The 25,621-nt window shown below is 41.2% G+C and carries 24 protein-coding genes and 1 pseudogene; 3 read left to right on the forward strand and 22 right to left on the reverse strand.

Annotated features, from left to right (window positions below; all coding sequences use genetic code 11):
* Positions 1–9: 9 nt before the first annotated feature.
* Complete coding sequence (locus GC093_RS01530) at positions 10–696, reverse strand: response regulator (protein WP_171650091.1); 687 nt, start codon at positions 694–696, stop codon at positions 10–12.
* 955 nt (positions 697–1,651) lie between these two features.
* Between GC093_RS01530 and GC093_RS01535 the strand changes: the two genes are divergently transcribed.
* Positions 1,652–2,215 (forward strand): NAD(P)H-dependent oxidoreductase, encoded by a 564-nt coding sequence (locus GC093_RS01535; protein ID WP_171650092.1) that lies wholly within the window; start codon positions 1,652–1,654, stop codon positions 2,213–2,215.
* 86 nt (positions 2,216–2,301) lie between these two features.
* Here GC093_RS01535 and GC093_RS01540 read toward each other — a convergent pair whose 3' ends face one another.
* Both GC093_RS01540 and GC093_RS01545 read right to left on the reverse strand, forming a co-directional pair.
* Positions 2,302–2,661 (reverse strand): winged helix-turn-helix transcriptional regulator, encoded by a 360-nt coding sequence (locus tag GC093_RS01540; RefSeq protein ID WP_171650093.1) that lies wholly within the window; start codon positions 2,659–2,661, stop codon positions 2,302–2,304.
* Between the two features lie 551 nt (positions 2,662–3,212).
* Positions 3,213–3,956 (reverse strand): DUF4184 family protein, encoded by a 744-nt coding sequence (locus GC093_RS01545; RefSeq protein ID WP_171650094.1) that lies wholly within the window; start codon positions 3,954–3,956, stop codon positions 3,213–3,215.
* Positions 3,957–4,233: 277 nt separating this feature from the next.
* Between GC093_RS01545 and GC093_RS01550 the strand changes: the two genes are divergently transcribed.
* Positions 4,234–4,794: a TetR/AcrR family transcriptional regulator gene (locus GC093_RS01550; RefSeq protein ID WP_171650095.1), complete on the forward strand. Its 561-nt coding sequence runs from the start codon at positions 4,234–4,236 to the stop codon at positions 4,792–4,794.
* Between the two features lie 121 nt (positions 4,795–4,915).
* Complete coding sequence (locus tag GC093_RS01555) at positions 4,916–5,428, forward strand: DUF2798 domain-containing protein (protein ID WP_171650096.1); 513 nt, start codon at positions 4,916–4,918, stop codon at positions 5,426–5,428.
* A 380-nt stretch (positions 5,429–5,808) separates the two neighbouring features.
* Here the strand turns inward: GC093_RS01555 and GC093_RS01560 are convergent, their stop codons facing one another.
* The 19 genes and pseudogenes from GC093_RS01560 to GC093_RS01650 form a co-directional block, all read right to left on the reverse strand.
* Positions 5,809–6,534, reverse strand: a complete 726-nt coding sequence (locus tag GC093_RS01560; protein WP_171650097.1) for a phosphotransferase — start codon at positions 6,532–6,534, stop codon at positions 5,809–5,811.
* 39 nt (positions 6,535–6,573) lie between these two features.
* Positions 6,574–6,963 (reverse strand): hypothetical protein, encoded by a 390-nt coding sequence (locus tag GC093_RS01565; RefSeq protein ID WP_171650098.1) that lies wholly within the window; start codon positions 6,961–6,963, stop codon positions 6,574–6,576.
* A 422-nt stretch (positions 6,964–7,385) separates the two neighbouring features.
* A complete protein-coding gene (locus GC093_RS01570) occupies positions 7,386–8,579 on the reverse strand; it encodes a winged helix-turn-helix domain-containing protein (RefSeq protein WP_171650099.1) in 1,194 nt (397 codons plus the stop codon).
* A gap of 244 nt (positions 8,580–8,823) precedes the next feature.
* Positions 8,824–9,282, reverse strand: coding sequence for a DinB family protein (locus GC093_RS01575; protein WP_171650100.1), 459 nt, complete (start codon positions 9,280–9,282; stop codon positions 8,824–8,826).
* A 217-nt stretch (positions 9,283–9,499) separates the two neighbouring features.
* Positions 9,500–9,862 (reverse strand): hypothetical protein, encoded by a 363-nt coding sequence (locus GC093_RS01580; protein WP_216624451.1) that lies wholly within the window; start codon positions 9,860–9,862, stop codon positions 9,500–9,502.
* Between the two features lie 291 nt (positions 9,863–10,153).
* On the reverse strand, positions 10,154–10,855 hold the full coding sequence (locus tag GC093_RS35420) for a hypothetical protein (RefSeq protein WP_216624452.1): 702 nt from the start codon (positions 10,853–10,855) through the stop codon (positions 10,154–10,156).
* Positions 10,856–10,882: 27 nt separating this feature from the next.
* Complete coding sequence (locus tag GC093_RS01590) at positions 10,883–11,335, reverse strand: DUF2269 family protein (RefSeq protein WP_171650101.1); 453 nt, start codon at positions 11,333–11,335, stop codon at positions 10,883–10,885.
* Between the two features lie 174 nt (positions 11,336–11,509).
* Positions 11,510–14,554, reverse strand: coding sequence for a peptidase domain-containing ABC transporter (locus tag GC093_RS01595; protein WP_171650102.1), 3,045 nt, complete (start codon positions 14,552–14,554; stop codon positions 11,510–11,512).
* Between the two features lie 19 nt (positions 14,555–14,573).
* On the reverse strand, positions 14,574–15,359 hold the full coding sequence (locus GC093_RS01600) for a peptidylprolyl isomerase (RefSeq protein WP_171650103.1): 786 nt from the start codon (positions 15,357–15,359) through the stop codon (positions 14,574–14,576).
* Positions 15,360–15,486: 127 nt separating this feature from the next.
* Positions 15,487–15,657, reverse strand: coding sequence for a hypothetical protein (locus GC093_RS01605; RefSeq protein ID WP_171650104.1), 171 nt, complete (start codon positions 15,655–15,657; stop codon positions 15,487–15,489).
* A gap of 177 nt (positions 15,658–15,834) precedes the next feature.
* Positions 15,835–17,892 (reverse strand): LuxR C-terminal-related transcriptional regulator, encoded by a 2,058-nt coding sequence (locus tag GC093_RS01610; protein WP_171650105.1) that lies wholly within the window; start codon positions 17,890–17,892, stop codon positions 15,835–15,837.
* Positions 17,893–18,502: 610 nt separating this feature from the next.
* Positions 18,503–18,952: a GNAT family N-acetyltransferase gene (locus tag GC093_RS01615; protein WP_171650106.1), complete on the reverse strand. Its 450-nt coding sequence runs from the start codon at positions 18,950–18,952 to the stop codon at positions 18,503–18,505.
* A gap of 253 nt (positions 18,953–19,205) precedes the next feature.
* Positions 19,206–19,499: pseudogene (locus tag GC093_RS01620) on the reverse strand (DUF8821 family protein); the annotation flags it as partial.
* A 109-nt stretch (positions 19,500–19,608) separates the two neighbouring features.
* Complete coding sequence (ppsA, locus tag GC093_RS01625) at positions 19,609–22,221, reverse strand: phosphoenolpyruvate synthase (protein ID WP_171650107.1); 2,613 nt, start codon at positions 22,219–22,221, stop codon at positions 19,609–19,611.
* A 317-nt stretch (positions 22,222–22,538) separates the two neighbouring features.
* The gene (locus GC093_RS01630; RefSeq protein ID WP_171650108.1) at positions 22,539–23,210 is read right to left on the reverse strand and encodes a CatB-related O-acetyltransferase; all 672 of its coding nucleotides are present in this window, start codon (positions 23,208–23,210) and stop codon (positions 22,539–22,541) included.
* 237 nt (positions 23,211–23,447) lie between these two features.
* Positions 23,448–23,924 (reverse strand): GNAT family N-acetyltransferase, encoded by a 477-nt coding sequence (locus tag GC093_RS01635; protein ID WP_171650109.1) that lies wholly within the window; start codon positions 23,922–23,924, stop codon positions 23,448–23,450.
* A gap of 221 nt (positions 23,925–24,145) precedes the next feature.
* Positions 24,146–24,808: a methyltransferase family protein gene (locus tag GC093_RS01640; RefSeq protein ID WP_171650110.1), complete on the reverse strand. Its 663-nt coding sequence runs from the start codon at positions 24,806–24,808 to the stop codon at positions 24,146–24,148.
* 168 nt (positions 24,809–24,976) lie between these two features.
* Positions 24,977–25,189: a DUF2691 family protein gene (locus tag GC093_RS01645; protein ID WP_171650111.1), complete on the reverse strand. Its 213-nt coding sequence runs from the start codon at positions 25,187–25,189 to the stop codon at positions 24,977–24,979.
* 187 nt (positions 25,190–25,376) lie between these two features.
* Positions 25,377–25,547: a hypothetical protein gene (locus tag GC093_RS01650; protein WP_171650112.1), complete on the reverse strand. Its 171-nt coding sequence runs from the start codon at positions 25,545–25,547 to the stop codon at positions 25,377–25,379.
* Between the last annotated feature and the right edge of the window lie 74 nt (positions 25,548–25,621).

Here is a 25,621-nt window from a genome sequence, read left to right on the forward strand (position 1 = left end):
TGAACCCACCTACTTCTCGAATTTATAGCCGATGCTGAATACGGTAGTGATCAAGTCGCTGAAGCCCAGCTTTTTGCGCAACCGTTGAATATGCGTATCGACCGTTCTCGTATCCCCGACATAATCGTATCCCCATACCGTATCCAGCAGTTCCGTGCGGGTGAAGATTCTGCCCCTGTACTGGTACAGCATCATCAGGAGGTCATATTCTTTGGGCGTCAAATCAATCCATTCATCGTTTTTTTGGACCATTCGCTCCGCTGTAGAAATCGCAATATCCTTAATTCGAATAAGCTCCTCTTTGGATTCCATGCTCGTCCGATTCGCTTGGGCGATTCGCCGTAAAATCGTGCGAATTCGGGCTACAACTTCCCGTAGATCAAAAGGTTTTGTAATATAGTCGTCTGCTCCGAATTCCAGACCTAGTATTTTATCGGTTATATCGGATTTCGCCGTAAGCATGACAATCGGCATGTTATAAGCTGCCGTCACTTTTTTGCAAATGTCCAGACCGCTTTCGTCGGGCAGCATCCAGTCCAGCAACAGCAAGTCCGGCTTAAATGTCTCAAGTATTTTCCAGCCTTCGGCTCCCGTTTTTGACTTCTTGGTCAAATATCCTTCCTTGTTCAACCCGTACTCGAGCAAATCCGCAATGGCTGCCTCATCCTCGATAATTAAAATTTTGGTTTTCTCCATTCGTCCTCCACGTAACACTGCAAAATGTACAACCAAACTGTATTGCCTCTCCTGTGAAGGAATCCCATCTATACAACTTCGTTCGAATGAGCCGATTCAACCAACAGTAGATTGTTGTCATAAAGTGGCAATACGTTTCGCTACTTAGTTTAAGGCTTACTTGTATCATGCACGTCGCCGACTTGTAAACTTTTTGTGTCCAAATCTAGCTCATTACCAAAATCAGTGCTTGAACCAATGCAAAAGTGTGCGTTAGCTGACCGCTACGTGGATGGATTGTCTTATGATCGCTTAATGTTAAGCCGCAATATCAATCCAAAAGTCGTCAAAGAGATACTTGGTCATTCCGATCCTCAACCCTTGAAAATACAAAAAACGCTTGGAAACCCATGCGTTACGCGGTTATATGTATGGTGGTGCCTATGGGGATATGGATATCCTTGATCTCACTTACGCAGAAGCTTACTCGACGAGGACAACCGCAGCGGTAGAGACCCATGCTGTACTCGTCCGCTTCGCTCCCTGGGTGCGGACTGACCCTGGGGTTCGCCCCCTTACAGGGTCTCCACACACAATAAAAAGGTCTACTATGTTCAAATCATCTAGAGTTCTATCAGCCTGTACTCCCTCGAATGTTAAACCAAATTTAACCCTCGTTCCAGGAACTATCGTCTCTTATGTTTAGCAAAATATTGAAAAAAAACGAATATCATCTACTTCACCTGCGGGACAATGATTCAATTAAAGATTTCTTCTTATCAAATATGGAATGCGTGAAATCATGCTCGTTAATTCTCGTATCCCGTTAGCTAAGTAAATAAATGATTAGTGTATATGCTCGGGTGACACTCACCTTTATGACAGTACCTGTACTAAAAGTGCATACTTACATATTTGCAGTGCAATCTTTATACTCAAAAAAAGGAAATAAATAAGAACTAAGGAGGACAAATCTTTGAAAACTCTTGTTATCGTAACACACGCAAGCATAGGAACATCTGTCATTAATAAGCGGTGGGTAGAAGAACTCAAAAAATATCCGGAAAAGTATACTGTTCACGAATTGCATAAGGCTTATCCTGATGGAAACATAGACGTGGAAAAAGAACAAAAATTGGTTGAATCGCATGGTAATCTTGTTTTGCAGTTCCCTATATATTGGTTTAATTGTCCGCCTCTCCTTAAAAAATGGCTTGACGATGTTTTGACTTTTGGGTGGGCCTATGGTTCAAATGGAGGCGATAAATTAAAGAATCGCAAAGCTGCTTTAGCTGTATCTGCCGGAATTAAAAAAGAAGATTATAGTGAAGAAGGGAGATATCGCTATACACTTGATCATTTATTATCTCCTTTTGAAACTACCTTCCTATACTGCAATGCAAATTATCGTTCGTTCTTTGCGTTTTATGGTACGGAAAATGAGCCTGGTGAAAATGTGCCTGGTACAGAAAATGATTCGTCTACAAGTGAATTGGAAAAAAGTGCACTAAATTATTTGAATTTTGTTGACAACCTGTAATAGGTAGTTTTATTAAGACTACTATAAAAAAGAAGTATTTCCTTGTTCAGGAGATACCTCTTTTGATTTAAACAAAATAGCTATTCCTACCGCTGTACAGCCTCCAGAACTGGCGAACTGTTTTTCTCTCCCCACTCGCACATCATATTTAACAATGGAATTAGAGAAAGACCACGTTCAGATAATGAATATTCAACTTTTGGAGGTATTTGGGGAAACTCTTTGCGTATGATAAGTCCATCTGCCTCCAGCTCTTTTAACATGATGCTTTGCGTTTTAAAGGAAATGCTACCGATACATCGCTTCAGCTCATTAAACCTCATAACCTTATTTTCAGACAGCCAATACATAATGATCATTTTATATTTACCGCCTATTAAGGACAACGTGTATCCAAAGCCAGTTTCTTTTAGTTTCACGCCACTCGGAACACAGGTTTCGCGCACAAGTTTCACTCTCCTTTTAGTAGTATATGATATAAATATGCATACTTTACAATAGATCATTATGCAATCTTATTGATAGGATGTAAATCGCTATAAAATTTGATATATCCTAAATTTGAATAAATTTTAGAAACGGAATGGGACCGGACTATGGCAGATACTTTACGTCCAATCAATTATCATTATTTTATCAACGAGACTGCCGATCGGCAGCAGATTCCGAAAGTAAATTAATGTCTTGAAACTTTCCGCCTAGACTGAATAAGCAAAGTTTAGACATCGAGAAAAACCTTCCCAATATCTATGGGACGGTTATTTGTTATGCACTTTTTTCAGTATAGCACCCTTTATTATTTTGATTAATAATTAAATATTGACAAGCTATTAGCTGGAATAGCTTAATGATAAAAAGAGCAGCTGCCGCGGCGATCTGCTCCCTAGTTTGTTTCAACTAACGTTCCACAACAGGAAAATTGAACAATCTTTTCACCGAAAACGAGGAGCAACTGCCGCGGCAATCTACTTAGTTAATCTATTAACGTTAATCATGATCATCTTGCCATCCTCATTAACAATGATGATAAAACCAAGCCTAAACATAATCCAGATATAGGAGCAACCACTAAGATGCCAATGATATTAGGGCTATCCGAAACAACTATTTTAGCACTAGTTATAACGACTGAAGTTGTAATTATATAAATCCAAAATAAAAGCTTATTTCTCCTTGTTATTTTGGGCATCCCCTCAGCCCTAGGGTTACTACTATTTAAATAATATATAACAACTCCAAGTATAGCGAATAACCCAATGAACGATAAACCATATTGCAACATTTTGTAATTTGGGAGATTAAATATAATCACTTCTCTTAGAGAAGAAAAATGAACAACAAAAAGACCACCAGCATGTGTAAAAGCATCTGTTGTAACGTGTGATATAAAGCCCACAATCACAGAACTTAAAAATATAATCCAAGCATTGAAACTATTAAGTTTCCATTCACCTAATATATTATATGCCCTCTGATTCATGTTAAATAGTGATGGCAGATGTAAGGCAAGCGATTCTTTAACTATGTAATGAAAGATAACTGCCAGGAGAATACATATTGGTATTGCCTGTATACATAAGCCCCATATTGAATGACCAATACTTTGATATGGCTCTAAATGATAAAAATATTCAAAATCAGGCGCCATGCTTCCAAGCACAAGTCCTGTTAAGCTATAATACTTCGGACTTATATATTTTAATGGGAATGCATAGGCTGGATGGGCAAGTGTAAATGGCATGATTCAACTCCATAAATTGATAATTTACTATTGCTGTTCAGTCATCCTAGTAACCAATGATTCTGTACTCCGGATAAAAATCGCTCACACACAATAACGAAAATGGGCAGAAGTAGTTGCGAATCCTGTACTTACTTGTGATACGGATCATAAGGAGGGCGAAATTTAAATTTGGAACTAATTTTAATTAAAGAGAAAAAAAACACTTACATCATTGGTAAAAAATTTGTTATACTATCAAACAGACTGGTTGGTATGTTAGGAGGAATACATTAATGTGGATACAAAATCGCTAATAATTGATACTGCTACAATTCTTTTTCAGCAAAAAGGTTACAAAAGTGTAGGACTCAATGAAATCTTAAAAGCTTGTAAAGTTACAAAAGGAGCGCTCTATCATCATTTTCCAAATGGCAAAGAAGAACTATTAATTGCTTGTTTACAGGCATTAAACGAAGCAATTACGACAGATATCGAGAATATTTTCAGGGGACATTTATCAACTAAGGAAGCCACACAATCAATACTTGATAAGTTAATTCACAACTTAGAGACAGAAGGTACCATTATCGGCTATACATTTAGCAGCATTGTCAGTGAAATGGCCACAGTGAGTGAACCTGTCCGCAATGCATGTAGTGCGCTTTATGAAAACATTCAACATATTTACTGTGCAAAACTTGTAACTGATGGCTTTTCAAATGAATCAGCTTCCGCTATTGCATTGTTGATGACAGCTTCGATTGAAGGTGCGATGATGCTTTGTTTAACGCAAAAATCAACAGATCCTTTAAAAACGATCGCTAAACTATTACCGAATATAATTAAGGCGTTTTAATGTAGAAATTTACGAATGCCAAACGTTATTTCCTCCGTAACGTTATCGATTATTGGCATAATCGTCGCTGTACTTAGCGTATTGCTAAGGTCAGAAATATTTTTTTGAAAGGAAGAAAAAAATGAATCAAGAAACAAGATTGCCAAGAAACGGGAAGGAGGGCGCATTGTACGGCGCAATTATTGTTACACTGACAGCTCTATTTATGACGTCATCAAATGTCATTCTAGCGGTTGGGGAATTTAATGCAGACGTTGCCTTAACGATCCTTAAGACGTTACCGATCATGTGGATTATTGCTATGATTCTTGAACCGGTTCTTGTTGGCCGTATTGCAGAAAAATTGGTTGTAAAATTTACAGAATCAACGGATAGCTTTAATGCCAAAATTTTATTCCGCATCTTATTCACTGTAATAGGAATGTCAGCCTGTATGACGCTTATTGGTGATATTGTAGGAAACGGTTTTCATTCTGAAATTTTTAGCCACTTCTTGACGAATTGGCCAAGAAATTTCTTAATTGTACTGATCGCTGAGAGCTTAGTAATTCAACCAATTGCACGATTTGCGATGGTAAAACTACATGCTTCCCAAGACAAAATAATCAAGACTGCTGATGTAAACGTACATTAATTAACGAAACATAAACTCTTAATAAATGAAGAAGCTCTCAGTCGAACTGATTCGTCTGAAAGCTTCTATCTATTTTATTTCACAATTACTTTTAAATTAGTTTCACCTGCCCCGTTATTACTAGCTTGAATAACGTAAAATATCGCCCTATAGCAGCCAATTGGATAACTCTGGCCCTCAAAATAAAGACCCCTTAACAAAGCTATGTGTACATTAATTGTATCGTATAAAGACTATTCTTACACAGCTAATCTGCCTGTTAGCATAACGCGGCTGCCGATCGTTGCCTGCAGCTGCGTCTAAGTTTTTATCATATCGTTTTCCGCTTAACGGAAAATGGATAATCATTTACATTATTTCATATAATTGTTTCGCATTATCTAAATATTTCCTAGCAAAGCGGACATATTCTTTTGATTTTCAGCAAGCCAAAGCATTTCCTTTGCGAAGCGAGCGGGAGGTACACTATGTTGATCCATGTTAGCATTTATCCACAATGTGCTCTCCATATACCACAACAACTTTAATGAATTTGTTAAGTAACCCTTTATCACGGTGCGTTCTTCGCTGTACCCTTCAATAAATGCTGAAGCAAGGGAGATATCTAAATTATCATCTAACGCACATGATATAACAGCACGAGCAACATCAAGCTGCGGATAGTCATATTTTAGCCGATCAAAATCAAGAATTGCACTTAATCGATTATCATCAAATAAAAGATTATCGACCCACAGGTCACGATGAGTCCACCCTAATTGAAGTAATTCGAGTATTTCTATATTTATATCTTCAGTTGCTCTACGTTGAGTTTCTATATCAGCAAGCAACCGAGTTTTACCAGCTTCCTTTGCCTGTTCCCAAACTGAGTTCCAATGTGCTAAACGCTGCTTACGGCTTGGAGGAATAAATTGTGGGCTATTTTTAATACTAAGTGTTCCATCGTTTAACAATCGATGCATTTTTCCTGTTGCTCGACCTAAATCGTATATTTGATGTACATTAGTTTTACCTGGTGGAATTAGTTTGCCCTGGCAATATTCCATCACCGTGAAGCGTTCTCCGTTATCAGATTCAAGCAAAATACTTTCATTATGTGATAGCATGGGTCTGTCAATAGTTTTGTGTAAACTCTATTAAAATAATTAATGGATGTAGGGAATAACGCGATCCCAGAAGTGGATGGAAAGCTGCAGGAGGATTTGTCCCCAGCCTATGTGTACCGGACTGCCGCTGTTTGTTCCGTTTTTTTTACTATCTGTAGATAGCCAAATATATTTTGTTTTAGAACTTGGCTGATCTAACCGCACCTGAATACCAATAATTTGACGATTAATATTCATAATGGGAATCATAAAACCAGTACCACCGAAAATTGTAAAATAATCTCCGTATTTACCTTCTTTTGAATAAACCCCCGGTATAGAAGAAAGAGCAGCTTCACCATAGCGATCAAATAATATTTTACTAATTTTATGTCGATCGGATATAGGTAAGGATCCATAACCATGTTCCTTTATTTCATTTTCTTTCAACCCTCTTGCTTTCAATAAATCATAGTGTAGCTGCGAGAGGGGAAGTAATTTAAAAAGATCTGTATAAACACCATGAAGCAGTTCTTTTATAGCCTCTAATTATGTATTTTGGACTTCACTACACGCTATATTTCATGAATTTTGGTATTGCTTCAAACAGTTTAGCGGTGGTTGCAATTTCTGCAGTAATTGGCGTTTTAGGTGTTTTAGCTACCCGCGCAGGGTTAAGTATTTATTTCAACCGAAATCCTATTAATAGTGAGTCTTAATTATGTTATATTTATAAGGGTGCAATGAACAACACCATTCGCATTCTCAAGCGAAAAACCAGCGTGCCAGCTAGAATTAGGGTAAGGGGCAAAAGTTGAAGATTCGGCAACGAATTAAACAACTTTATTATCTCTATACAAATACAGGAAATATCAGTTCATAGAATCTGCCGAAATCGTCTCACACCCGTTGAATAACGCAAACTTTTGGAAACAACTGTTCAAGGCTGTTCGCAATTGTGTTGTTTGCTTCACACCGTTCTCGTACCAGATGTTTTTAACAACGAGCGTTCCAGTTTTTCGCTCCGCGATTATCTCGGCTCGTCCAATGAAGCTCTCTCCATATAATAGAGGCAGTACATAATAGCCGAATTTTCGTTTGATTGCAGGAGTGTAAATCTCCCAGGTGTAATCGAAGTCAAACAATTCGTTGATAAGTTTTCTGTCCCATATGAAATTATCTAGCGGGGCAATAAGCTCGCAACGCAATTTCGGCTCCTGATTTTGCAGAACGGCTTCAATAAGCGGTAAATCCTCCGCGAGGCAGTACAGCATATCCTTCATTTGTTCCACGGCAACAGCAACAATGCAAGCTTCGTGTAATAGCTGGCGGAAAACTTCGTTACGCTGTGCTGCTTTCAACCCCCATATGTTCAGCCATGCATCTGACGCACGATTCCATAAGAGACCAACAGAGCTAATTCGACGCAGTACCCGCCACTTATGATGCTCAAGCTCATCCTCCAACGGCTCTGATGCATTCAGTAGATTTGGCTGTATGTACTTCTTGGCGATATCGTAATATTTACGCGTTCCTTTTTTATGATGGATAATCAACTCACCCGTCGAATACATCTGTTCCAGCACCGATCGAGATGAATTGTTTCCACCGCTCCAATGGATGACCGATTGCCAAGAGAAATCTCCATCCAATTTTAAATCATTCGAACTTAGCGCACCGTGATTTTGGATATGAGCCCGTACTTGCGCTGTCAACGCTTCCATTTCGGGATAGCGTTCGGCATGTTGTCGGGCGGCTTGCCTGTATCGCTCAAAATACGGCCAGTCCTCGACAGGGATAATGGCCAGGTTCTTGTCGGGATAATCGACAAGGCTTCTATCCTCATAAAGCAACTCGGCGAGCATTCCCTTGGTAAATCCCTTAATTCGCGATTGTAGCACCAATTCGGCGTTTTTTCCGCAAACATCGATGGGGTCGTATTGAATACAGTTGACCTGCCGAGCAAAATCCAATACGCCCTGCTTCCCACTAAATTTATATTTGCCCAAAAGTCCATGCTTCAACAACAGAAATTGCCGTGCCTGGCGGTTTGTTAATTGAATCATGTTTGTTCGCACCTACCTCTAGTTTAGTTTTTTTATTATATTACAGTGGAGGCTGGAGGGGAAAAGAAAAAGAAGGCGTGGAGGAAAATTTATTTCACGTACTCGCTGAGCGTGTTTCTTGTACTTTTTATTGGCTGGCTTGAGTCCAATGCAATACCGAACTCAAACCAACCAATCAGCCGTATAATAAAAACTCTAACTTTAAGGAGTCACTACCAAGGAAGGCATCTTTTCGTTATTGCATTTATTTTGTTGGATCCATCACAGGCGGTACTGGTAAGCCTGCTTGACGTAATAGCAGCATCATTTGGCCGCGGTGATGTGTTTGGTGGTCAATTAAGAAACGTAATACTGCGCCTTTTGTTGCAAGACTTGCAATGCCTGTTTCTGTTAGCAAGTCCTCATCGGATAGCTTGGCTACCTCTTCCTTGACTGCCTCTGCTGCTTTTTCGTAAGTTGCTACAATTTCTCTTGCTGTCGCTGGAGCTGGTTCATCTTGACCAATCATTGGTACAGTTAAACCTGCTAAATGACTAAAATAACCTGTTGTTTCTACTAAATGCCAGCCTAACCAACCTAGTGTACTATGCCCTTCCAAAATACTTTGTCCTAATTTGTCATCTGTTACGGCTTGCAATACTTGCAATGTCCCTTTCACAGCAACTGCCCATTCCTTTGAAAAATCATCCACTTGTCGATACATCCAAACTCCTCCTCTATCATTCACTTCTCTTTTATCATACAAAATATTTGCTCTAAAGAAAAGGAAAAATGCGAACCTTTGTTCTTAATGAAAAAATGCGTACAAAAAAAATCTATATCCGCTAAACTTGAGAATACCGCCAAACAGGTTAGCGAGGTATATAGATGCACGATCTGGGTGTTCTTCGGAAGTTGGAAATACTTTTTACTTTCGAGTTTTACAATAGGGAAAAGTAGAAACTTTGTGAAATATTGTACTTATAGTAACGGAGGGCATTAGTTGAATAAGGCTCATTTAATTGATCAAACTTTTTTATAAAAATCCTCATATTTGGACAAGCAAGACCTTGGTTAAATAATCTAACCTGTTGAGAGAATGCAAACAATAGCTCCTCTGGATTATACAATTTATATCTTTTTTTGTTGTATTGTTTAAGTAAAAATTGACCTGAATCAGTTGCAACTTTCCATTTTAAGTTTAACCAACCTCGTTTTATTGGAGTAGATTCAAGTACTTTCAAATCGAAGAGGCGATGAAATGTTTTTATTAGGTCATCTCGGATCATTTCATCTGATAACATTTGACCAACTCCTAAATTTACAGTGTATAAGTTTATATTCTTCGTGGGGTCCCATGTAACCTCTCTGCTAAATCTATGTTTTGCGTTATCCTGCCCGTTGCATACTGCCCACTATTTTAGTAAACGGGTAAACGAATCTTCAAACGTGTAAAGAGCAGAGATGATGAATTAGGCACAAATAAAGGCCCGTATTTGCTCTAAACCAAGCTAATCGGGCCTTACCTATTCTATCCCTCACCCTACCTCGCTCAGCCCCTGTTTATTTAATAGGCTGAACACGCTTATTGCTGATTATTTTATTTTCTGCTGCTCTTCGTCGGTAATAAAGTATGCATGAATGTCGTAATGCGGAACTTCGAAACCTTCGTGCCCATGCTTTTGGAACTCGATATCCACTTGCACGACAGCGGGTGACGGGACCCCTTTCATACCAGCCAGGTTAGTATGGTTAACTCCTTTTATAAAATCGTCCTGAGCAATCATATATTCAAGGAACACCAGTTTTCCATCGTGTACGCCGAAGATCGGTCCGGTCGGTAGGTCTCCTGCTTGTGGATTTGACCAATGTTCGCCCATGGCAGGTACGCTCTCCGTTATTTTGATCGTTCCTTCGGGAAGCGCCAGTACATACACTTCCTGTTTACCGTCCCAACTGACTTGCTGGGCGTGAACAGCATCGGCCAAATCCCGGATCCAGGCCGTCGGTTCATCTTGCTTCATGAATATATTTGAAATCTTTTTATCGTTAAAAACCACTTCTTTGTTCCCATTGCTCAAGGTATACGTACGATCGAACAAATCAGCGAAAGCTCGAACGGACACATACGTTTTACCATCGGTCGTTACATGATTCGCCGCGGATTTCACTTCAACTCCGTTGACCATAATGGTCAAACCATCGCTTTTCTTCTCACTCGCCGTTATTCCGTGCGCCGATACGCTGCCGCACATTAGAATGAACAGACTAACAGCCAATAACATAATCTTTTTCATAGCATCCCACTCCATTTTCTCAATTAATTAAGGCTTAATAATCATAAATACGAATAATACCAAGCCCATTGCCGAAGCTGCATAAAGCATCGTATTTGCTCTAGAGAGGTTGCCCCTTTGCTCCTGAGGAAGCTCGATTTTGCTTAAGTTCGTCGCATCGAACACCCATTGTGCGACACGTTTTTGCGCCGGAGCCACAAAGCCGATCACGACGATTTGGATCAGGACATAGAGTATAAGCGATCCCAATATCCACATCTGCGTGTAAGAACCATAGTTGCCCAGCGTGATGAGCAGAATACCTGAGATCACCGCAATGGAGCCCCCGATTTTCGGAAAAAAGTCCAGTAGACGAGCCAGCTTCATAGAGTGTCTCAATTGCTCCAACGTTTGGTTGTTCCTAACCAACACGTGTCCGAAAAATGTCGGACCAACACCAATAACCGCCGATAATACATGTATCAACACCAACCACTTCATTACCCAGTTTTCTCCTTTCTAGAAAACCTTGATTTGATAACATTAAGGGTACCATCTAGCTTTCGCGCATTCTATTATCCGAACGTAGCAAAATAGTCGATTTCGGGTATACCTTCTCGTGCAGTCTGTGGCTTCAGCGCAATGACCGCGAATTCCGTGTGATTTCTTCTATACTTATTCTAACGGCTGACTAACCAGCATGTGATAAAGACCTTTATCCATCATTAGCTGCTCATGAGTACCTGACTCTGCAATAACACCTTGATCCAGTACGAGAATGCGGTCTGCATGCCGAATCGTGCTCAGTCGGTGAGCAATTATGAGGGTCGTTCGATCCTTTAATATCGTGCTCATATTCCGCTGAATCGTCTTCTCGGATTCATTATCGAGCGCGCTGGTTGCTTCATCGAAAATCAAAATACGCGGATTTCCGATCAACGCCCGCGCTATGACGACGCGCTGGCGCTGCCCGCCGGAAAGGCTTGCGCCCCGCTCTCCAACCTGTGTATCGTAGCCATTCGGAAATGTCATAATGAATTCGTGTGCCCCCGCAAGCATGGCAGCCGCCATCACCTCATCCATCGAAGCATCGGGGATTTGATAAGCAATATTCTCATGAATCGTTCCGCTAAAAAGTCCAGCTTCCTGCTGTACCACTCCAATTTGCTTACGGAGCGTATCAGCCTGCACCCGCTGCAGGTCATGCCCATCGATGCGAACCGCCCCGCTGCTTGGAGCATATAGCTTAAGCAGTAAATTCGCCAAGGTCGATTTCCCTGACCCACTTCGACCGACAATAGCAATCGTTTGGCCTGGAGCCATGTCGAAGGTAATGTTCTGCAGCACATTCTTCCCGTCTGAACTATAGCGAAACGATACGCGTTCAAAAGTAATCGCCCCCGTAAGCTTCGGCAGTGCTGTCAATCGGTTCAAATCGGCTTCCTCCACCTCCGTCTCGAATACATCGTCAAGCCGCTCCAAGGCAACCCGTACGCCTTGAAACTCATCCCACATTCCGATTAGACCTAGTGCCGCATCGGTAACGATTGCAAACACTGCACTAAAAGCCATTAGCTCACCGACGGTCATCTTGTCCCCGATAATAAATACAGCCCCTGCATACAGTACGGTTATTCCGCTTAAGGTTTGCAGCACAGTGGCGACAGAACCGGAGAAGATGTCGATTTTCCACCCCTTCATTTGTACAATAGTAGTTTGACGGAACCTTCCCTCCACCTTCTTCCTTACCTCGTCCTCGGCCGCGAGAGCTTTCACGGTACGCATGGAGCCAATAGCTTCTACTAATACATTCTGCAAATCGACATCAGCTTGGAATTGCTTCCTGCTGTTGCGCTTCATAAGGGGAGTCACGATCAGCGTAAGAGCAATGAAGCAGGGAATGAACGCCAGGGCGATCCAAGCCAACGTAACGCTATAGGTAAACATAATGACTATGTAAACAACAATCGTCATCACATTCAGCACAGCATTCATACTGTTCGTGACAAGAAACTTCCGGATGACCTGATTCTCCCCGGCACGCGTCAAGATGTCTCCCACTTTCCGAGTGGCGAAATAACGCATGGGTAAGCGAAATACATGACGATAAAAGCTCATGATCATGTCGATATCAATTTTAATGAACGTCCCCGCTATGACCCATTCCCTGATCGATTGTACAAGTAGGGTTAGCAAAGAGACTCCAAGCATAATGATCATCATGACATTCAGGTCATCATAATTTCTACCAATAAGCACACGGTCGATCACCTGCTGTGTAAACAGTGGGAGCGCCAGGTTAATGAGCTGTAATAGTAATGTCATCCATAGGAGGTGGAACAACGCCTTCTTGTGGGAGACGAGAAAAGCCCAGTAGCGCCTGAATGAAGGCTTCGACTCTTCTTGGGTGAAGAAAGCTTCAACAGGCTTCATAAACACCGTATTCAGTGTCCATCCTTTCAGAAAATCGTCATGCAAATAAGTCAGTAACCCAACAGCCGGATCGGCCACGGTCACGTATCTTTCGTCTACCTTAACGACTACGATATAATGATTGCCTTTCCAGTGGGCGATAGCTGGCAGCGTCTGCTCGGTGAGTCCCTTCAAGCTGCTGCGGACCGCCTCCGCTTGAAAACCGATCAATTCCGCAGTTTTGCACAGATTGAATAACGTGCTTCCTTCCAACCCGACTTGTGCCAGCTCTCTGAGCCGATAAATGCTCAATCGCTTGCCGTAGTGCTCGGCGATCATCGAGAGACAGGTTGGGCCACAGTCCATCTCACTTTGCTGAATACGTACCGGGAATCGATTCCTTAAACGCCAAGTCCTTCGTCCGCCGTACCGCTGCTGCTTCTCCTGTTCGGCTTCATCCTCAACACTTTCGGACGCATAAACTGCGCTATCGGTAACGCTCGCTACCGCATTTTGTAAATAAGCAGAAGCAATACCTATAATCGTTTCCCTAACCTTCGGGTACTTAAGAATCAACTTATCAAAGTCGCTCTTGGCCAGACTGAACACGGAAACCGCTTCGTCCGCTACAACACTGGCCTTTCGAGGATCCCCGGTCAATAGCGCGAGTTCCCCGAAAAACCCCCCTGCTTTGACGATATTAAGCTTCCGATTCCCCTCGCTTTCCTTAAGTACAGAAGCCGTACCGGTACGAAGGATATAGAATGCATCTCCTGTCTCCCCTTCATTGACAATTGCCTCGCCGGGTGCATATTCCTTCATAACCATAATATCAAGCAGCGAGCGCAGCTCCTGATGATGCAGCGGGGCAAACAGCGCCGTCCGCTTCAGAAATTTGCGCATCGCATCATCGGCTAATTGTTCAAGTAAATACACCCTCAATTCAGGATGCGCGTCGATCATTTGCATAAACATGGTTCTGGATAAACGTAGCAGCTCAAGCTTCGCCGATGCCCTCAGCGTATGCTCCTGAAATTGTTCATTCAACAGCGCTTCCTGTCCGAAATGCGAGCCCGCTTCCATTAATCCGAAATTGATCTCTTTACCATCCTCATCCTTACCGATTATTCGTACTTTGCCCGCCAAGATGATATGGAACGATTCTCCTCTTTCCCCAGCTTCAATAATCGTGTCACCCATATGGAAAGAAAGCCTCTCAAAGGAGGCAAATAACTCTTCCTTCTCCTGTGGCGACAGCACCTGAAAAATAGGGATTGTATCCAAAATCAAATGATGTACATCCAGCATTCCTGTGCCTCCCGAACGATCAGCCTAATTGCTCCCCTGCCAAATAGTCCCATAGTTTAATATCGACTTTTGATCTTTTTACAGCTTCGTTCAGCCACTCTTCATAAATCAAATCAGCAAGCTTGATCCTAAGCTCCCCCGTTAGTGCAGCCGGAATCACTTCCCAAACATACAGTAATCGAAAACAAGATCCTATTGGAAAAGGCCCTCCCGATTGTCCTGCTTCCGAACTGAAAACAAATGACTCCTCTTCCCCGCTCATTTCAGTTCTTCTAATTGACCCGAAGTACCCGCCGTCGTACTTGCTGCTGCTGTTCAAACAATAGATTTGCGCCAACTGGTAGAACGGCTCGCCCTCTTCAAGCTGAAACAGCAACTCTTGTGCCTGCTCTCTGCTACCGACTATTAATTGAGAAATGATTGCTCTATCATAGGAAAGTTTGTTTTTCAAATAATAAGCGTCTATCCTGTCTTCTGATACGATCTCCTTCACCTTCTCCGCCAGAAGCCGGGCTTTGGCCGACTCGAACAGATCAGCCATTACCAACCCTCGCGCTTTAAGCCAAGCCACAGTTTCTGCAGCACTGTATAACCCCAATTGCTGTCGCAGCTCATTGACTTTCACTTTCCATTCCTGCTCATCGATTGATATCTTATGCTGTTCCGCAAACTCCTTCATAATGGCTCTTCGAATGCTATCCTCGACAGCGGAAAAACGCCCCTCCATGCACGCAAGCTTTAATACATCGCGTAGACGCCATTCCGTACCGTTCACGTTAAACATTACTAGCTCCATAGCATCCATAATAAGCCACCTCTTCACATTGAACTGGAAAAAACCTAACGATAGTTAGGTTTTTCCAGTTCAACAATCTGTTTTTAAAAGAATCAAATCATTGCTACAATCAAAGTATGTCGTATTTACTTGTGCTTTAGTTTGAGCTTCGACTAGTTCCTCTCGGGCTTACTTTTGGAAGGGGGGCAATTGTTCCTGACGCCCCTACTGTCCCCGCTCCTCCGGTTGTTTCTTTCATTTCCAGCTCCGTCAATGGCTTCTCCAAATCTTCAAGCTTTAAATCTTTTGATTCTTTGTCATTGGACATTGTATTATTCCTCCAGTAAATTAAGTTTTTTAATCTCATTAAGAATACCATCCTGCTTTCGCGCATTCTATTATCCGAACGTAGTAAAACAGTCGAATTCGGGTATACCTTCGTTCTCCTCACGGAAAAAAAAAAGAAGACAAGCTCTCTCTTAAGAGAAAACTTGTCTGATTACGATCATTTTGTTTTTTTCAAGTAGCTGTTAACCAGTTGCGTTCGATTCCTGACATTCAACTTCCGAAATACCGCTGTCAAATGCTTCTTGACCGTTACTTCTGTAATAAACAAGTCCGCCGCAATTTCTTGATTCGTATAACCCTTCTCCAGCAGCCCCACCACTTCTTTTTCCCGCTCAGATAGCGTCTGCATACCATCATCCTGCTGCTTGGAATGATCTACAAGGCCGAAGGACGCTATCATTTTGTTCAAATAATCCTGCAGCTTGCCGCCCCTCGTATCGAGAACGTAATATGGCGTAGGAGCGTTAATGTCATAATCGTAATGGGCAACGTTTTTCACCTGCTCGCACCCCAAGCTAAGGTGGAATTCCTTTAAGAAGGAGAGCTCCGGAGGAGCAGTCGTCACGACATAACCGGAAGATATAAGCAGTGAGATGAACGATAGCCCTGCAGTTGTACGTATCGCCACGTCCTCAAAATCCGACACATCGACCGTTTTCACAAAATAACCCGCAATATGTTCCTTCGGCACCCGGAGTTCCTTCAGCCTATGATTCGGGAGACTTTGGAAATAAGTGGATGATGGCGGGTGAGTTAGCAAGTAGTCAAGTGTTCCTGTATGAATCGGAATAATTGCCGTCAGACCGCATATTGCCCCCTGCTGATCTCTCATCAGCTTAACAATGCCAGGATCGAGTTCGTAAAGCTCTTGAAGATGAATATGCTTAATCGGGTAAAAACATTCTTCTTTAGAAATCATATACTCAAACCTCTCGCCCGTGTCCGGGTTCTGGAGAGGAAGGCAAACTTCCTTCAGATTGATGATACGATTTTCCAAATACTGCTCAGCCTCCGCCCAATTGGACGGATTCAACGTCTCCAAGAGATACGGAGTCAATTTCTGAAAACAGAAATTGCGGACAACATGATCGCCGATATAATAGTACCATTCGACGCCTTCCCAAGCGATCATCTTTCTATTTGACTGGTTGGTCATCCTGCTGTAGTAATACATGATGCAGCGCTTCCATAACCGGTCGTAATGTTCGGGCTGGCGCAAACGCAACTCATAGCTGATGGCATCCCGCATCAAATCATGAAGGATCCAACCCCTATCCACTCTCCGAATGAAGGAAAGTCCGACCAGTCGTTGGAATAAAACCGTCTTTACCTGCCGATCCAATACATAGGAGAGCAGCTCTTGGTTAAAATGCCGAAGAACAGCTACGGTCTCTACGAGTTCCCTAAGATTGTCGTCCGGAACCTCTTTTAACCAGATGCTCACGATATGTTCGAACACTTCGATTTCATCCACCAATTCCAAGCCCTGAATGTTCTGAACCATCGTCGTCGAGACGATCAAGGATAACGTGAGCGGATGTCCTCTAGTTTTCATCCAAATCTGTTTTATCATCGGCTCCTGAGAAATGCCTGAGCGCTCCAGATATTGCTTAACGGAGAAATAATCCAGATCCCCAATGGGCATCCGGTGTATCCAATGGCGCCATACCGGAGAACTGAGCCATATGCCTTGCAAGGGGAATCTTCCCGCAATGAGAATCAGGATTTCCGGGTACAATTGTGGGAGGAGTGCCTCTCTCAGCCAGAGCTCCATATCACCCATGTCCTCGAATGTGTCTAAGGCGAGGACAAGCTTCTGATTCATTGCCTTTTCCCTCAGGATGTCATGACATAGCTCTAGAAGCGCCTGCGGCTCGGCGATCTGCTGCAGCTTCTCCATCGGATAGCCGAGTATACGCAACAATTGCGTACAAAAGTCCTGTGGTGTATGAGAGAACCCGCGGCTGTCCATTAACAGAAAGGCGGCATTCACATGCACCGCCAGCCGACGGAACTCGTCGATTAAATAGCTTTTTCCTACGCCGCCGGTACCATAGAGATTCAAGATCCGTCCCTGTTGTCCACCGATTGTCAGTTGCTGCATGAAATACTGAATTTCGATGTCCCGCCCTACCAAATAATGCCGTTCCAGCTGGTCAATCTGGACAGCTATGCGTTCCTCGGAACTGCCTACCTTCACCTTGCCATTATACATAGGATAAACCCTACCTTCGAATTACATCATAAAAAACGCGGGGAGAGTGCGTTACAGTAAAGTAGGTTCTTTAGCCTACTACAAATAAAACGGTCAGGGTCATTTTGCAAACTGCAGCTAGCACTCCTACAATCAGCTCCGTCGAATATTCATTCCTGCATAACTGACATCCGATAATCGCAGCAATTCAAAATTGCGATCTTCTGCAGCTTTTCTTCTTTATGTGCAAATGTGCAATTGTTTTCTTCATACCGCATATCCTAAGTCTCTTTCTTATCTGGATCAGAGTTTCTCTTGAAATTATGCTCTTCCGGTAAGGTTCAGTTTCGAATACCTTATCTAGATAAATTATATATTTTATTCTACTGTGGAAGCCAGTACTTCTTTTCGATATTCTTGTCGCATCAATAAGTTATTCAACCTTAGGGCTTTGAAGTAAAGGTCCTTTAACCAATTAATTTTAATGTTGATCGGCTACAGTAAGTTGGGCAGATAAATTGAGGGCTAGTATGTGCACGCGTATTGCGACCTTTAACATAACAGGGCCGCCGGTTTATGACGCGGCAGCCTTAAATTGGTTGTTTATTGAACTCCCTCGTTCCCGGTTAGTTTAGTCTTCGAATCTTTTTATATAATTCTTTTGATCCTTTGTAAACATATAGCTTCGTCTCTCATAAAACCTGTGAGCATGTATTCGACCTGGGTGGGATAACAATTTTATTCCAGAATATCCACTGTCCTTTCCCCACTTTTCAAGGCGATCAATCAAGATACCGCCTATACCCTGATTCCTATAACTTTCTTTAACAACAAATCCCAGAACGTTTACTAAAGAGTCGGAAAAAAGTAATTCATACGGGCTTCCATGAATATATCCTATTACCTCGGTGTCTTGTTCGTAAACAAAAATGATATCTTTAGTTTTCTTTGTAATGATTTCAATCTTCTCTCTTACTCTCTCTTCGGAAAATACATGTAGATTCGGGTTAAAGGCTTGATTTAGCAAATAAATATCATGATAATCAGTTTCTCGAATTTCCCTAACCTTGTTTTCTTTCATATTTAAACGCCTCTATTCTTTAGATCATTACAATCATCTAAAATAAAATTTACAGGTCATTGCACATCTTGGCAAGGCAATATGTATGCACTTAACTCCGTTACTCTAATAAAACAAAAGAGGAGCTGCCGCGAAGCAAGCCCCTCAACTATTGTTCTCCCGTTAGCGCAATCTATCAGTTCCCATTTTACATGTTCTGAATGGCTAAATAACTTTGTTCGTTTATTTGCTTACTTTAATATTCTCCTTTAATAATCCCCTCAGAAAGCTTAAAACCAACGGCCCGCTTCTTAGGGTCATCAACTGTATACATGACGTTGACCTCAAGACCATCCTCATAAAAGACGTAGGCCATTTTAATATTTTCCACTTGAAAACGCGACGTTTCTAAAGGTTTGGCCGCAAACTCAATATCACGTTCTTCTTCCAAAATTCGGTTCACATAATCAAGGGTCTCCTGGCTTTCGCTAGCTGGTACAACCGTAAATTCATGCTTGTATTTGTTCATAAAGTAACGGGCTTCATTAGCACGTAAACCAGCAATCGCCAATTACCTGACTAAGACGGGTAGTTAAAAGGTAACCGCCCTTTTATCCATGATAGGTTGCATTTAATGTCTTCCATTATGACAGAGGCTCTATTGACTTATTCAACCATTACAATATTTCAATGTACCCTTCTGTTCCATTCACGCGAATTCGTTGCCCGTCTTTTATCAGCTTGGTAGCATTTTCCACTCCGACAACTGCTGGCAAGCCATATTCACGAGCGATAACGGCTCCATGGGTCATCAGTCCGCCAACTTCGGTGACCAGGCCTTTAATGGATACAAACAATGATGTCCAGCCAGGGTCAGTAAAGGCGGTGACTAATATATCTCCATCTTCCAGATCAGCATCTTCCATGTTTAAGATGACACGTGCTCGTCCCTCTATAACTCCGGTAGAAACAGGTAGACCTACAATCGCTTTGTCTGGCAGATTTTCTCGTTTGTACTCACCCGCAATGATTTCACCATCAGACGTGATTACACGTGGGGGAGTTAGTTTTTCAAAAATATTGTAATCGTCTTTTCGTTTACTGATGATCTGATAATCCAGATTATTTGTGCGTACGACTTCGTGAAGTTCCTCAAAAGTGAGATAGTATATATCTTCTTTTTCATGAATAACGCTAGCTTGTACAAGTTGTTCGGCTTCTTTCAGTAAAGCCTGCTTATAAACGAAGTAGCGATTAATCATGCCGTATTTTGGATATTCACGATAACCGATGAAATTCCTGATTAAGCTGATCACTCGTTTTGTCTCTTCAGCTTTTTGTTCACCATCCGGTAATTGCTTCAATCGATCTAATAACTCTTGTTCTTTTTCTAAAGCTTCCTGTCGCCCTTGCTCAAATTTCCGATTGCCAGCATTAGGCTCAAAGTTTTTGATGTTACTGAGAATCATGGGGACAAGTGTAATTGGTTTTTCACTCCAACGAGTTCTCGAAATATCGATTTCACCTGCACATCGCATTCCGTATTTGTTGAGATAAGCATAGATAGCGCCTTGAGATTCCTGTCCACCATCAAACTTAACCAGTTCATCCAAAAAATTATCATCTTTTACATGTTGTAAATAATCAATTACTTTCGGATAAGGACGAATCGTATCTGCGACATCCAATAGCGACAGACCCATTTCCGAAGTAATGTTGTTTGGTACAGATTGAGAAAGCGTATCTGCTGCGTTTTTTTCACCTAACCACTCGTACATTTTTTCATTGATCCATGACGAAGCATTCATAGCAGTCATAAAAACCTTTGAACTTTGTGGGTCAAATAAGATCTTCTTTAATTCCTGGAGATTTTCCAGAATAAAATCAAATAAATCAGCTCCTGATTTCGTTTGGATGTTTTGCTTTAATTCTTCTATCGATGTTTGACTGTTCTTAATCAAATCAGAAACGATTGCCGGATCGTTTTCGATTTGTGCTTGAAAACCTGCAGACGACCTACCTTTACTGCTATTACCGGGACTCAGTTCTTTTCTATCATCTGGTAATGATTTTATAAAATCTCGCTTTATTAGGGTCATAAATGCGTCTTCTATGAGCGGATCGGATTTTCCCAGGGTATTTAAGAAAGTTTCTCTGCTGACAGGTGAAGCCAGCATATGTGTAACATCAACAAACAACCTTCCACCGGCTTTACGCATGGGTGCAGGAGTTATTAACAGGTAAAAAGACAATCCCAATGGTTTTATCGGGTCAGTCATCATTTGTTGATGACCGACAGATACATAAACGTGATTTTCCTGATCATTTACCTCAGGGATCGGGTATAAAGTCGTGATTGGCCGACTCTGGACAATATAAAATGTATCATCAACCAAACACCATTCGATATCTTGCGGATAACCAAAATAAGCTTCGATCTGTCTTCCGATGCGTGCCAGTTGCAAAATTTGTTGTTCAGTAAGTGTTTGAGTCTTTTGCTGATCAGGATCGATCTGCTTTGTCTCTGTTCCGCCTTCTTTTCGTCCGTAGATAGCTATTTTTTTGGTTGCTATCCTCTTATCGACAATTTCCCCATCCTGTACTCTATAACAATCGGCAGATACCAAGCCAGAGACCAGCGCTTCTCCAAGTCCAAAACTGGCATCAATTGATAGCAGCTTTCGGTTGGAAGTAATCGGATCAGCGCTAAATAAAATCCCCGAAGCCTGTGGGAAAACCATCCTTTGAACGATAACGGACAAATAAACCTGACTGTGGTCAAATCCATTTTGCATACGGTAGATTACCGCACGGTCCGTAAATAGGGAAGCCCAACATTTGCTAATGTGCTGCAAGATCGCTTCTATGCCAATGATATTTAAATAGGTGTCTTGTTGACCGGCAAATGAGGCATGCGGCAAATCTTCAGCAGTCGCACTAGAACGCACTGCATATGCATGTTCATCGCCAAACTGGGAAAGATAGTGGGTAACTGCTTTCACAACATCGTTAGGGATTTCTACTTCCATAATGATTTGTCGAATCTCCCTGCTGATTTCACCAATTTGATCTCGATCTTCTACTTTTAGCATGGTTAGTCGAGCCAGCAAAGCATGATACGTTTCGTTTTGTTCGATGGCTTTTTGATATCCCACTGTTGTAACGCAAAATCCCTCCGGTACTTGTATTCCTTCAATTCTTGATAATTGCCCTAATTTTAAGCCTTTTCCGCCAACGAGCAAAAGCTGCGTTTTTTCCATTTCTTGAAAACCGAGAACCAAAGAACTCATTCAATATCTCTCCTAACCATTAAATTGAGAAAAAACATTTGACAAGAGTTTTACCGGCATGGTAGACTTAAAGAGTAAGATCTAATATTTATGTCAATTTACCTTGTAAAAGTCGCAATCTGATTATATCATCGTGTCTGTTTATATGCAATATTAGAGAACCTGGTAAAACTACTCAGGTTCTATTTGCAATGCTATAGTCTTACAACGTAACCGGATGCCAATACGGGCGCGGCAACAAACAAAAGAGGAGCTGCTCAAAGCAAGCCCCTCCATTCTCGTTTCCGGTTAGTTGAGTAATTTGTGATTAGATTATTCTATAAGAAGTGATCATATGGTTTTATTTCCCTTTGATAAAAGTCATATAATTGATGAATAGAAGAACTTGAGAAGATATGACTGGCTCGTTCAACTTTCTCACGTTCCCAATCGAACCAACGCATTTCCTTTAACTTTTCGATTTCTTTGTCTGGAAAGCGTTTCTTTATCTCTTTAGCAGGGTTGCCGCCTACTATCGTATATGGTGGTACATCTTTTACAACAACCGATCCAGCCGCAACAATGGCACCTTCACCTATTTTCACACCGGGCATAATCATTGCATTCATGCCAATCCAGGCATCACTTTCGATGATTGTATCCCCTTTTGGTTCGTATGAAGTTTCAATCTGTTCCACAAACGGATACACAGTAATCCATTCAGGATGATGATTGTGATTTCCACCCATTAAAATAATTACACCACTTGCAATGCATACGTAATTTCCTATAATCAATTTATCTAAAAGCCAACCATGGTCTTCGATGGGGTTAAATAACTTTCTTGATTTTTCATCTCCCCAAAGGTATCTAACGCACCCATCTTCAAAATCATGATTATCGTAATAACCAGAGTAGTAGGAGTATTCCCCTACTTCAATCATGGGGTTGGTGACAATATCCTTCAGATACTTAATTTCAGACCAGTGGTTAAACCGATGTTGTTTCATTCTTTTCCCTCGCTTCTAAGTAATATAAATCATTTTTACTTAGAAGCTTAATGCAATAGCAACATTCTTAAACCGTTTCAACCGACGAACCATCGTCCTCATCCTTTTCCTCTTTGATGGGGACATTGTAACAAACGAATCAATTATTCGTCAAATCATACCTCACTGTCCGAACTAACCATAGTGACACAGCATAAGGCAGCTTCTTCCGTTAAAGTTCGTTAGTTTCAACATGGCTCATTCCTTTAGCGTTTTAATATACCATGTATCACAGGCAAAATGTTCCGTTGCATTTAATGGCTTTTCTAACTGAATGAACCCATTCTTTTTGTAAAACTTATTGGCTGCAACCATATTGCTAAGAGTTTCAAGATAACATTTTTTATAGTTCTTTTTTGCAAAATCTAGGACAACCTGCAGTAAATCACTTGAAATTCCTGTGCCTCGTGTTTCTTTAAATGCATACATCTTTTGCAATTCACAAATATCTGGCCAGCCCGTAATTGGTCCAATTCCACAACCAGCTACTATTTTTTTGTTTTCCTCAACAACCCAGTATTTAGAACCCTCATTTTTATACAGATTATAAAAATCCCCTAAACTCGGATCAGACCAAGCAGTCCCTGGCTTATTCGCCCCAAATTCCACCAAACAAGATCTAATAAGGTACTCTACTTGTTTATTATCTTCTTCCGCTATCTCTCTTATTAACATGAGGTAAACCTCTCTATTTCATTTTTTTGATTGCCTCGACTTGCCCCGGTTATTTCTTCCTCAATACCTTCTTCTATCGAATCCAATAGGGATGAAATCCTGCAAATACACGAGCTTACGTGAGTAAATTAAGTCATATCGGGGGAGCGTAACTAAATGGCATTAGAAACCAAATTTTCGAGCTTCTTTTTTCATGGTCTATTCAATTTGGCTTTGAAGTTTTACCAAATAAGGGGAATTAAATGAAAACGTGTTTTCTTACAATATTCCTCATATCCTTTTAACTCTTTTAACAATATTTTTTCTTCATTTAACAGCCTTAGAACGATAAAAATGAGTATAGAAATCGAGGGAATCATTGCCCAAATTGAACCTAATGCTAGAGGAGTGAAAAGTATAATAAAAATAGCTCCGGTATACATTGGATGCCGAACCAACGCGTATGGACCTGTAGATACAACTTTCTGGTTCTCGTTCACTTCAATTATGGCAGACGTATAAGAATTCTCTTTAAAAACTAAGAAAACAATCGAAAAGCCAAGTAAGATGATGACATCTGCAACTAATACAATAATTAAAGGAACATTTGACCAACCAAATCGATAGTCTAAACCAGGAAGGACTAATAATCCGACAAAAGAAATACCAGATATGGTTTGGAAAATTTTTTGTTCCTTTTCTTTTTCTTTAGCCTTACTTCTTCTCTCTATTAGTTCAGGATCCCTCTTCAAAAAATAACCATTGATATAGAACGTTGAACCTAAAAAGATCACAAAATAAATCCATGCCTCCCAAAAGTTAAGAGATCCTGCGGGTAAAAAGAGAAAAGTAAAGAAAACGATTGAAAACAGGAGCGTCCTAAAATAGACTTTTTTCTTTAACAAAAATTACACCTCCCATGAAATTAGTCCCTTCAGAATCCCTCGCTATCTCGCCCTTCCGATCATTAAAGCATGATAGTTGACGACCATTAGGCGTCAATATCTATTACTAAGTATACGGTATTTTTTTGCAGGTCATGTAAGTAGTTTCATTTTGCTTTATTCTGCCCGTTAACACAATGTGGCTTCCAATCCATGCCGGCATCCACGAAATCCGTTGATCTCTCCGGGAAAAAGCAGTGCCTCTAACGTACCATTTTCAATGAAATATGACTCCTCGCATCCGATATACCAATTGAACGCTGATACATCGATTGGCTTCAATACTTCCCCAAGGAATCTTCCGTATTCATTGGGGATCTCGAAACTGAGCCCTCTCTTCATCTATATCCAATCCCCCTTTTAACGTACTAGAAACTCATCTTACTAACAATGAGCATCCATTGGGAATGAGATAATGTTCTTGTCACCCGACATTAAGAATTTTAAATATTCACCTTTCATTTCTTTGCCTCCCCAATTAAAAAAGCTGCTCTCCCATCATTTAGCGACGAGAAGAGCAGCCAGTTACTCAAACTTGATTTTTGGGGATACCATTCAAACTTGGGTCGTAATCGTCGGCTTTGTTGCTCGTTAGCGTTTGCGCTTCTTCGGTGAAATGAGCGTGATTCTGCTGGTTTTCTTTCTTATCTGCTTTGTTATCTTCACGGTCATACTTTGGATCTGCGTCATTTTTGGGCATAGCGTTCACCTCCATCGTCTCACAGTTAGTATGAGAAGGTAGCTTGAATTTTATCCCAGTTGTCAATGATTAAC

This window comes from Paenibacillus foliorum (assembly GCF_013141765.1).
In the GTDB taxonomy this organism is placed as follows: Bacteria; Bacillota; Bacilli; order Paenibacillales; family NBRC-103111; genus Paenibacillus_S; species Paenibacillus_S foliorum.

Excerpts from the sequence above, each read along its gene's own strand:
- GC093_RS01530 (WP_171650091.1), bottom strand. The coding sequence starts at position 696 with ATGGAGAAAACCAAAATTTTAATTATCGAGGATGAGGCAGCCATTGCG.
- GC093_RS01545 (WP_171650094.1), bottom strand. The coding sequence starts at position 3,956 with ATGCCATTTACACTTGCCCATCCAGCCTATGCATTCCCATTAAAATAT.
- GC093_RS01555 (WP_171650096.1), top strand. The coding sequence starts at position 4,916 with ATGAATCAAGAAACAAGATTGCCAAGAAACGGGAAGGAGGGCGCATTG.
- GC093_RS01560 (WP_171650097.1), bottom strand. The coding sequence starts at position 6,534 with ATGCTATCACATAATGAAAGTATTTTGCTTGAATCTGATAACGGAGAA.
- GC093_RS01570 (WP_171650099.1), bottom strand. The coding sequence starts at position 8,579 with ATGATTCAATTAACAAACCGCCAGGCACGGCAATTTCTGTTGTTGAAG.
- GC093_RS01575 (WP_171650100.1), bottom strand. The coding sequence starts at position 9,282 with ATGTATCGACAAGTGGATGATTTTTCAAAGGAATGGGCAGTTGCTGTG.
- GC093_RS01580 (WP_216624451.1), bottom strand. The coding sequence starts at position 9,862 with ATGTTATCAGATGAAATGATCCGAGATGACCTAATAAAAACATTTCAT.
- GC093_RS35420 (WP_216624452.1), bottom strand. The coding sequence starts at position 10,855 with ATGAAAAAGATTATGTTATTGGCTGTTAGTCTGTTCATTCTAATGTGC.
- GC093_RS01590 (WP_171650101.1), bottom strand. The coding sequence starts at position 11,335 with ATGAAGTGGTTGGTGTTGATACATGTATTATCGGCGGTTATTGGTGTT.
- GC093_RS01595 (WP_171650102.1), bottom strand. The coding sequence starts at position 14,554 with ATGCTGGATGTACATCATTTGATTTTGGATACAATCCCTATTTTTCAG.
- GC093_RS01600 (WP_171650103.1), bottom strand. The coding sequence starts at position 15,359 with ATGGATGCTATGGAGCTAGTAATGTTTAACGTGAACGGTACGGAATGG.
- GC093_RS01605 (WP_171650104.1), bottom strand. The coding sequence starts at position 15,657 with ATGTCCAATGACAAAGAATCAAAAGATTTAAAGCTTGAAGATTTGGAG.
- GC093_RS01610 (WP_171650105.1), bottom strand. The coding sequence starts at position 17,892 with ATGTATAATGGCAAGGTGAAGGTAGGCAGTTCCGAGGAACGCATAGCT.
- GC093_RS01615 (WP_171650106.1), bottom strand. The coding sequence starts at position 18,952 with ATGAAAGAAAACAAGGTTAGGGAAATTCGAGAAACTGATTATCATGAT.
- ppsA (WP_171650107.1), bottom strand. The coding sequence starts at position 22,221 with ATGAGTTCTTTGGTTCTCGGTTTTCAAGAAATGGAAAAAACGCAGCTT.
- GC093_RS01630 (WP_171650108.1), bottom strand. The coding sequence starts at position 23,210 with ATGAAACAACATCGGTTTAACCACTGGTCTGAAATTAAGTATCTGAAG.
- GC093_RS01635 (WP_171650109.1), bottom strand. The coding sequence starts at position 23,924 with ATGTTAATAAGAGAGATAGCGGAAGAAGATAATAAACAAGTAGAGTAC.
- GC093_RS01645 (WP_171650111.1), bottom strand. The coding sequence starts at position 25,189 with ATGAAGAGAGGGCTCAGTTTCGAGATCCCCAATGAATACGGAAGATTC.
- GC093_RS01650 (WP_171650112.1), bottom strand. The coding sequence starts at position 25,547 with ATGCCCAAAAATGACGCAGATCCAAAGTATGACCGTGAAGATAACAAA.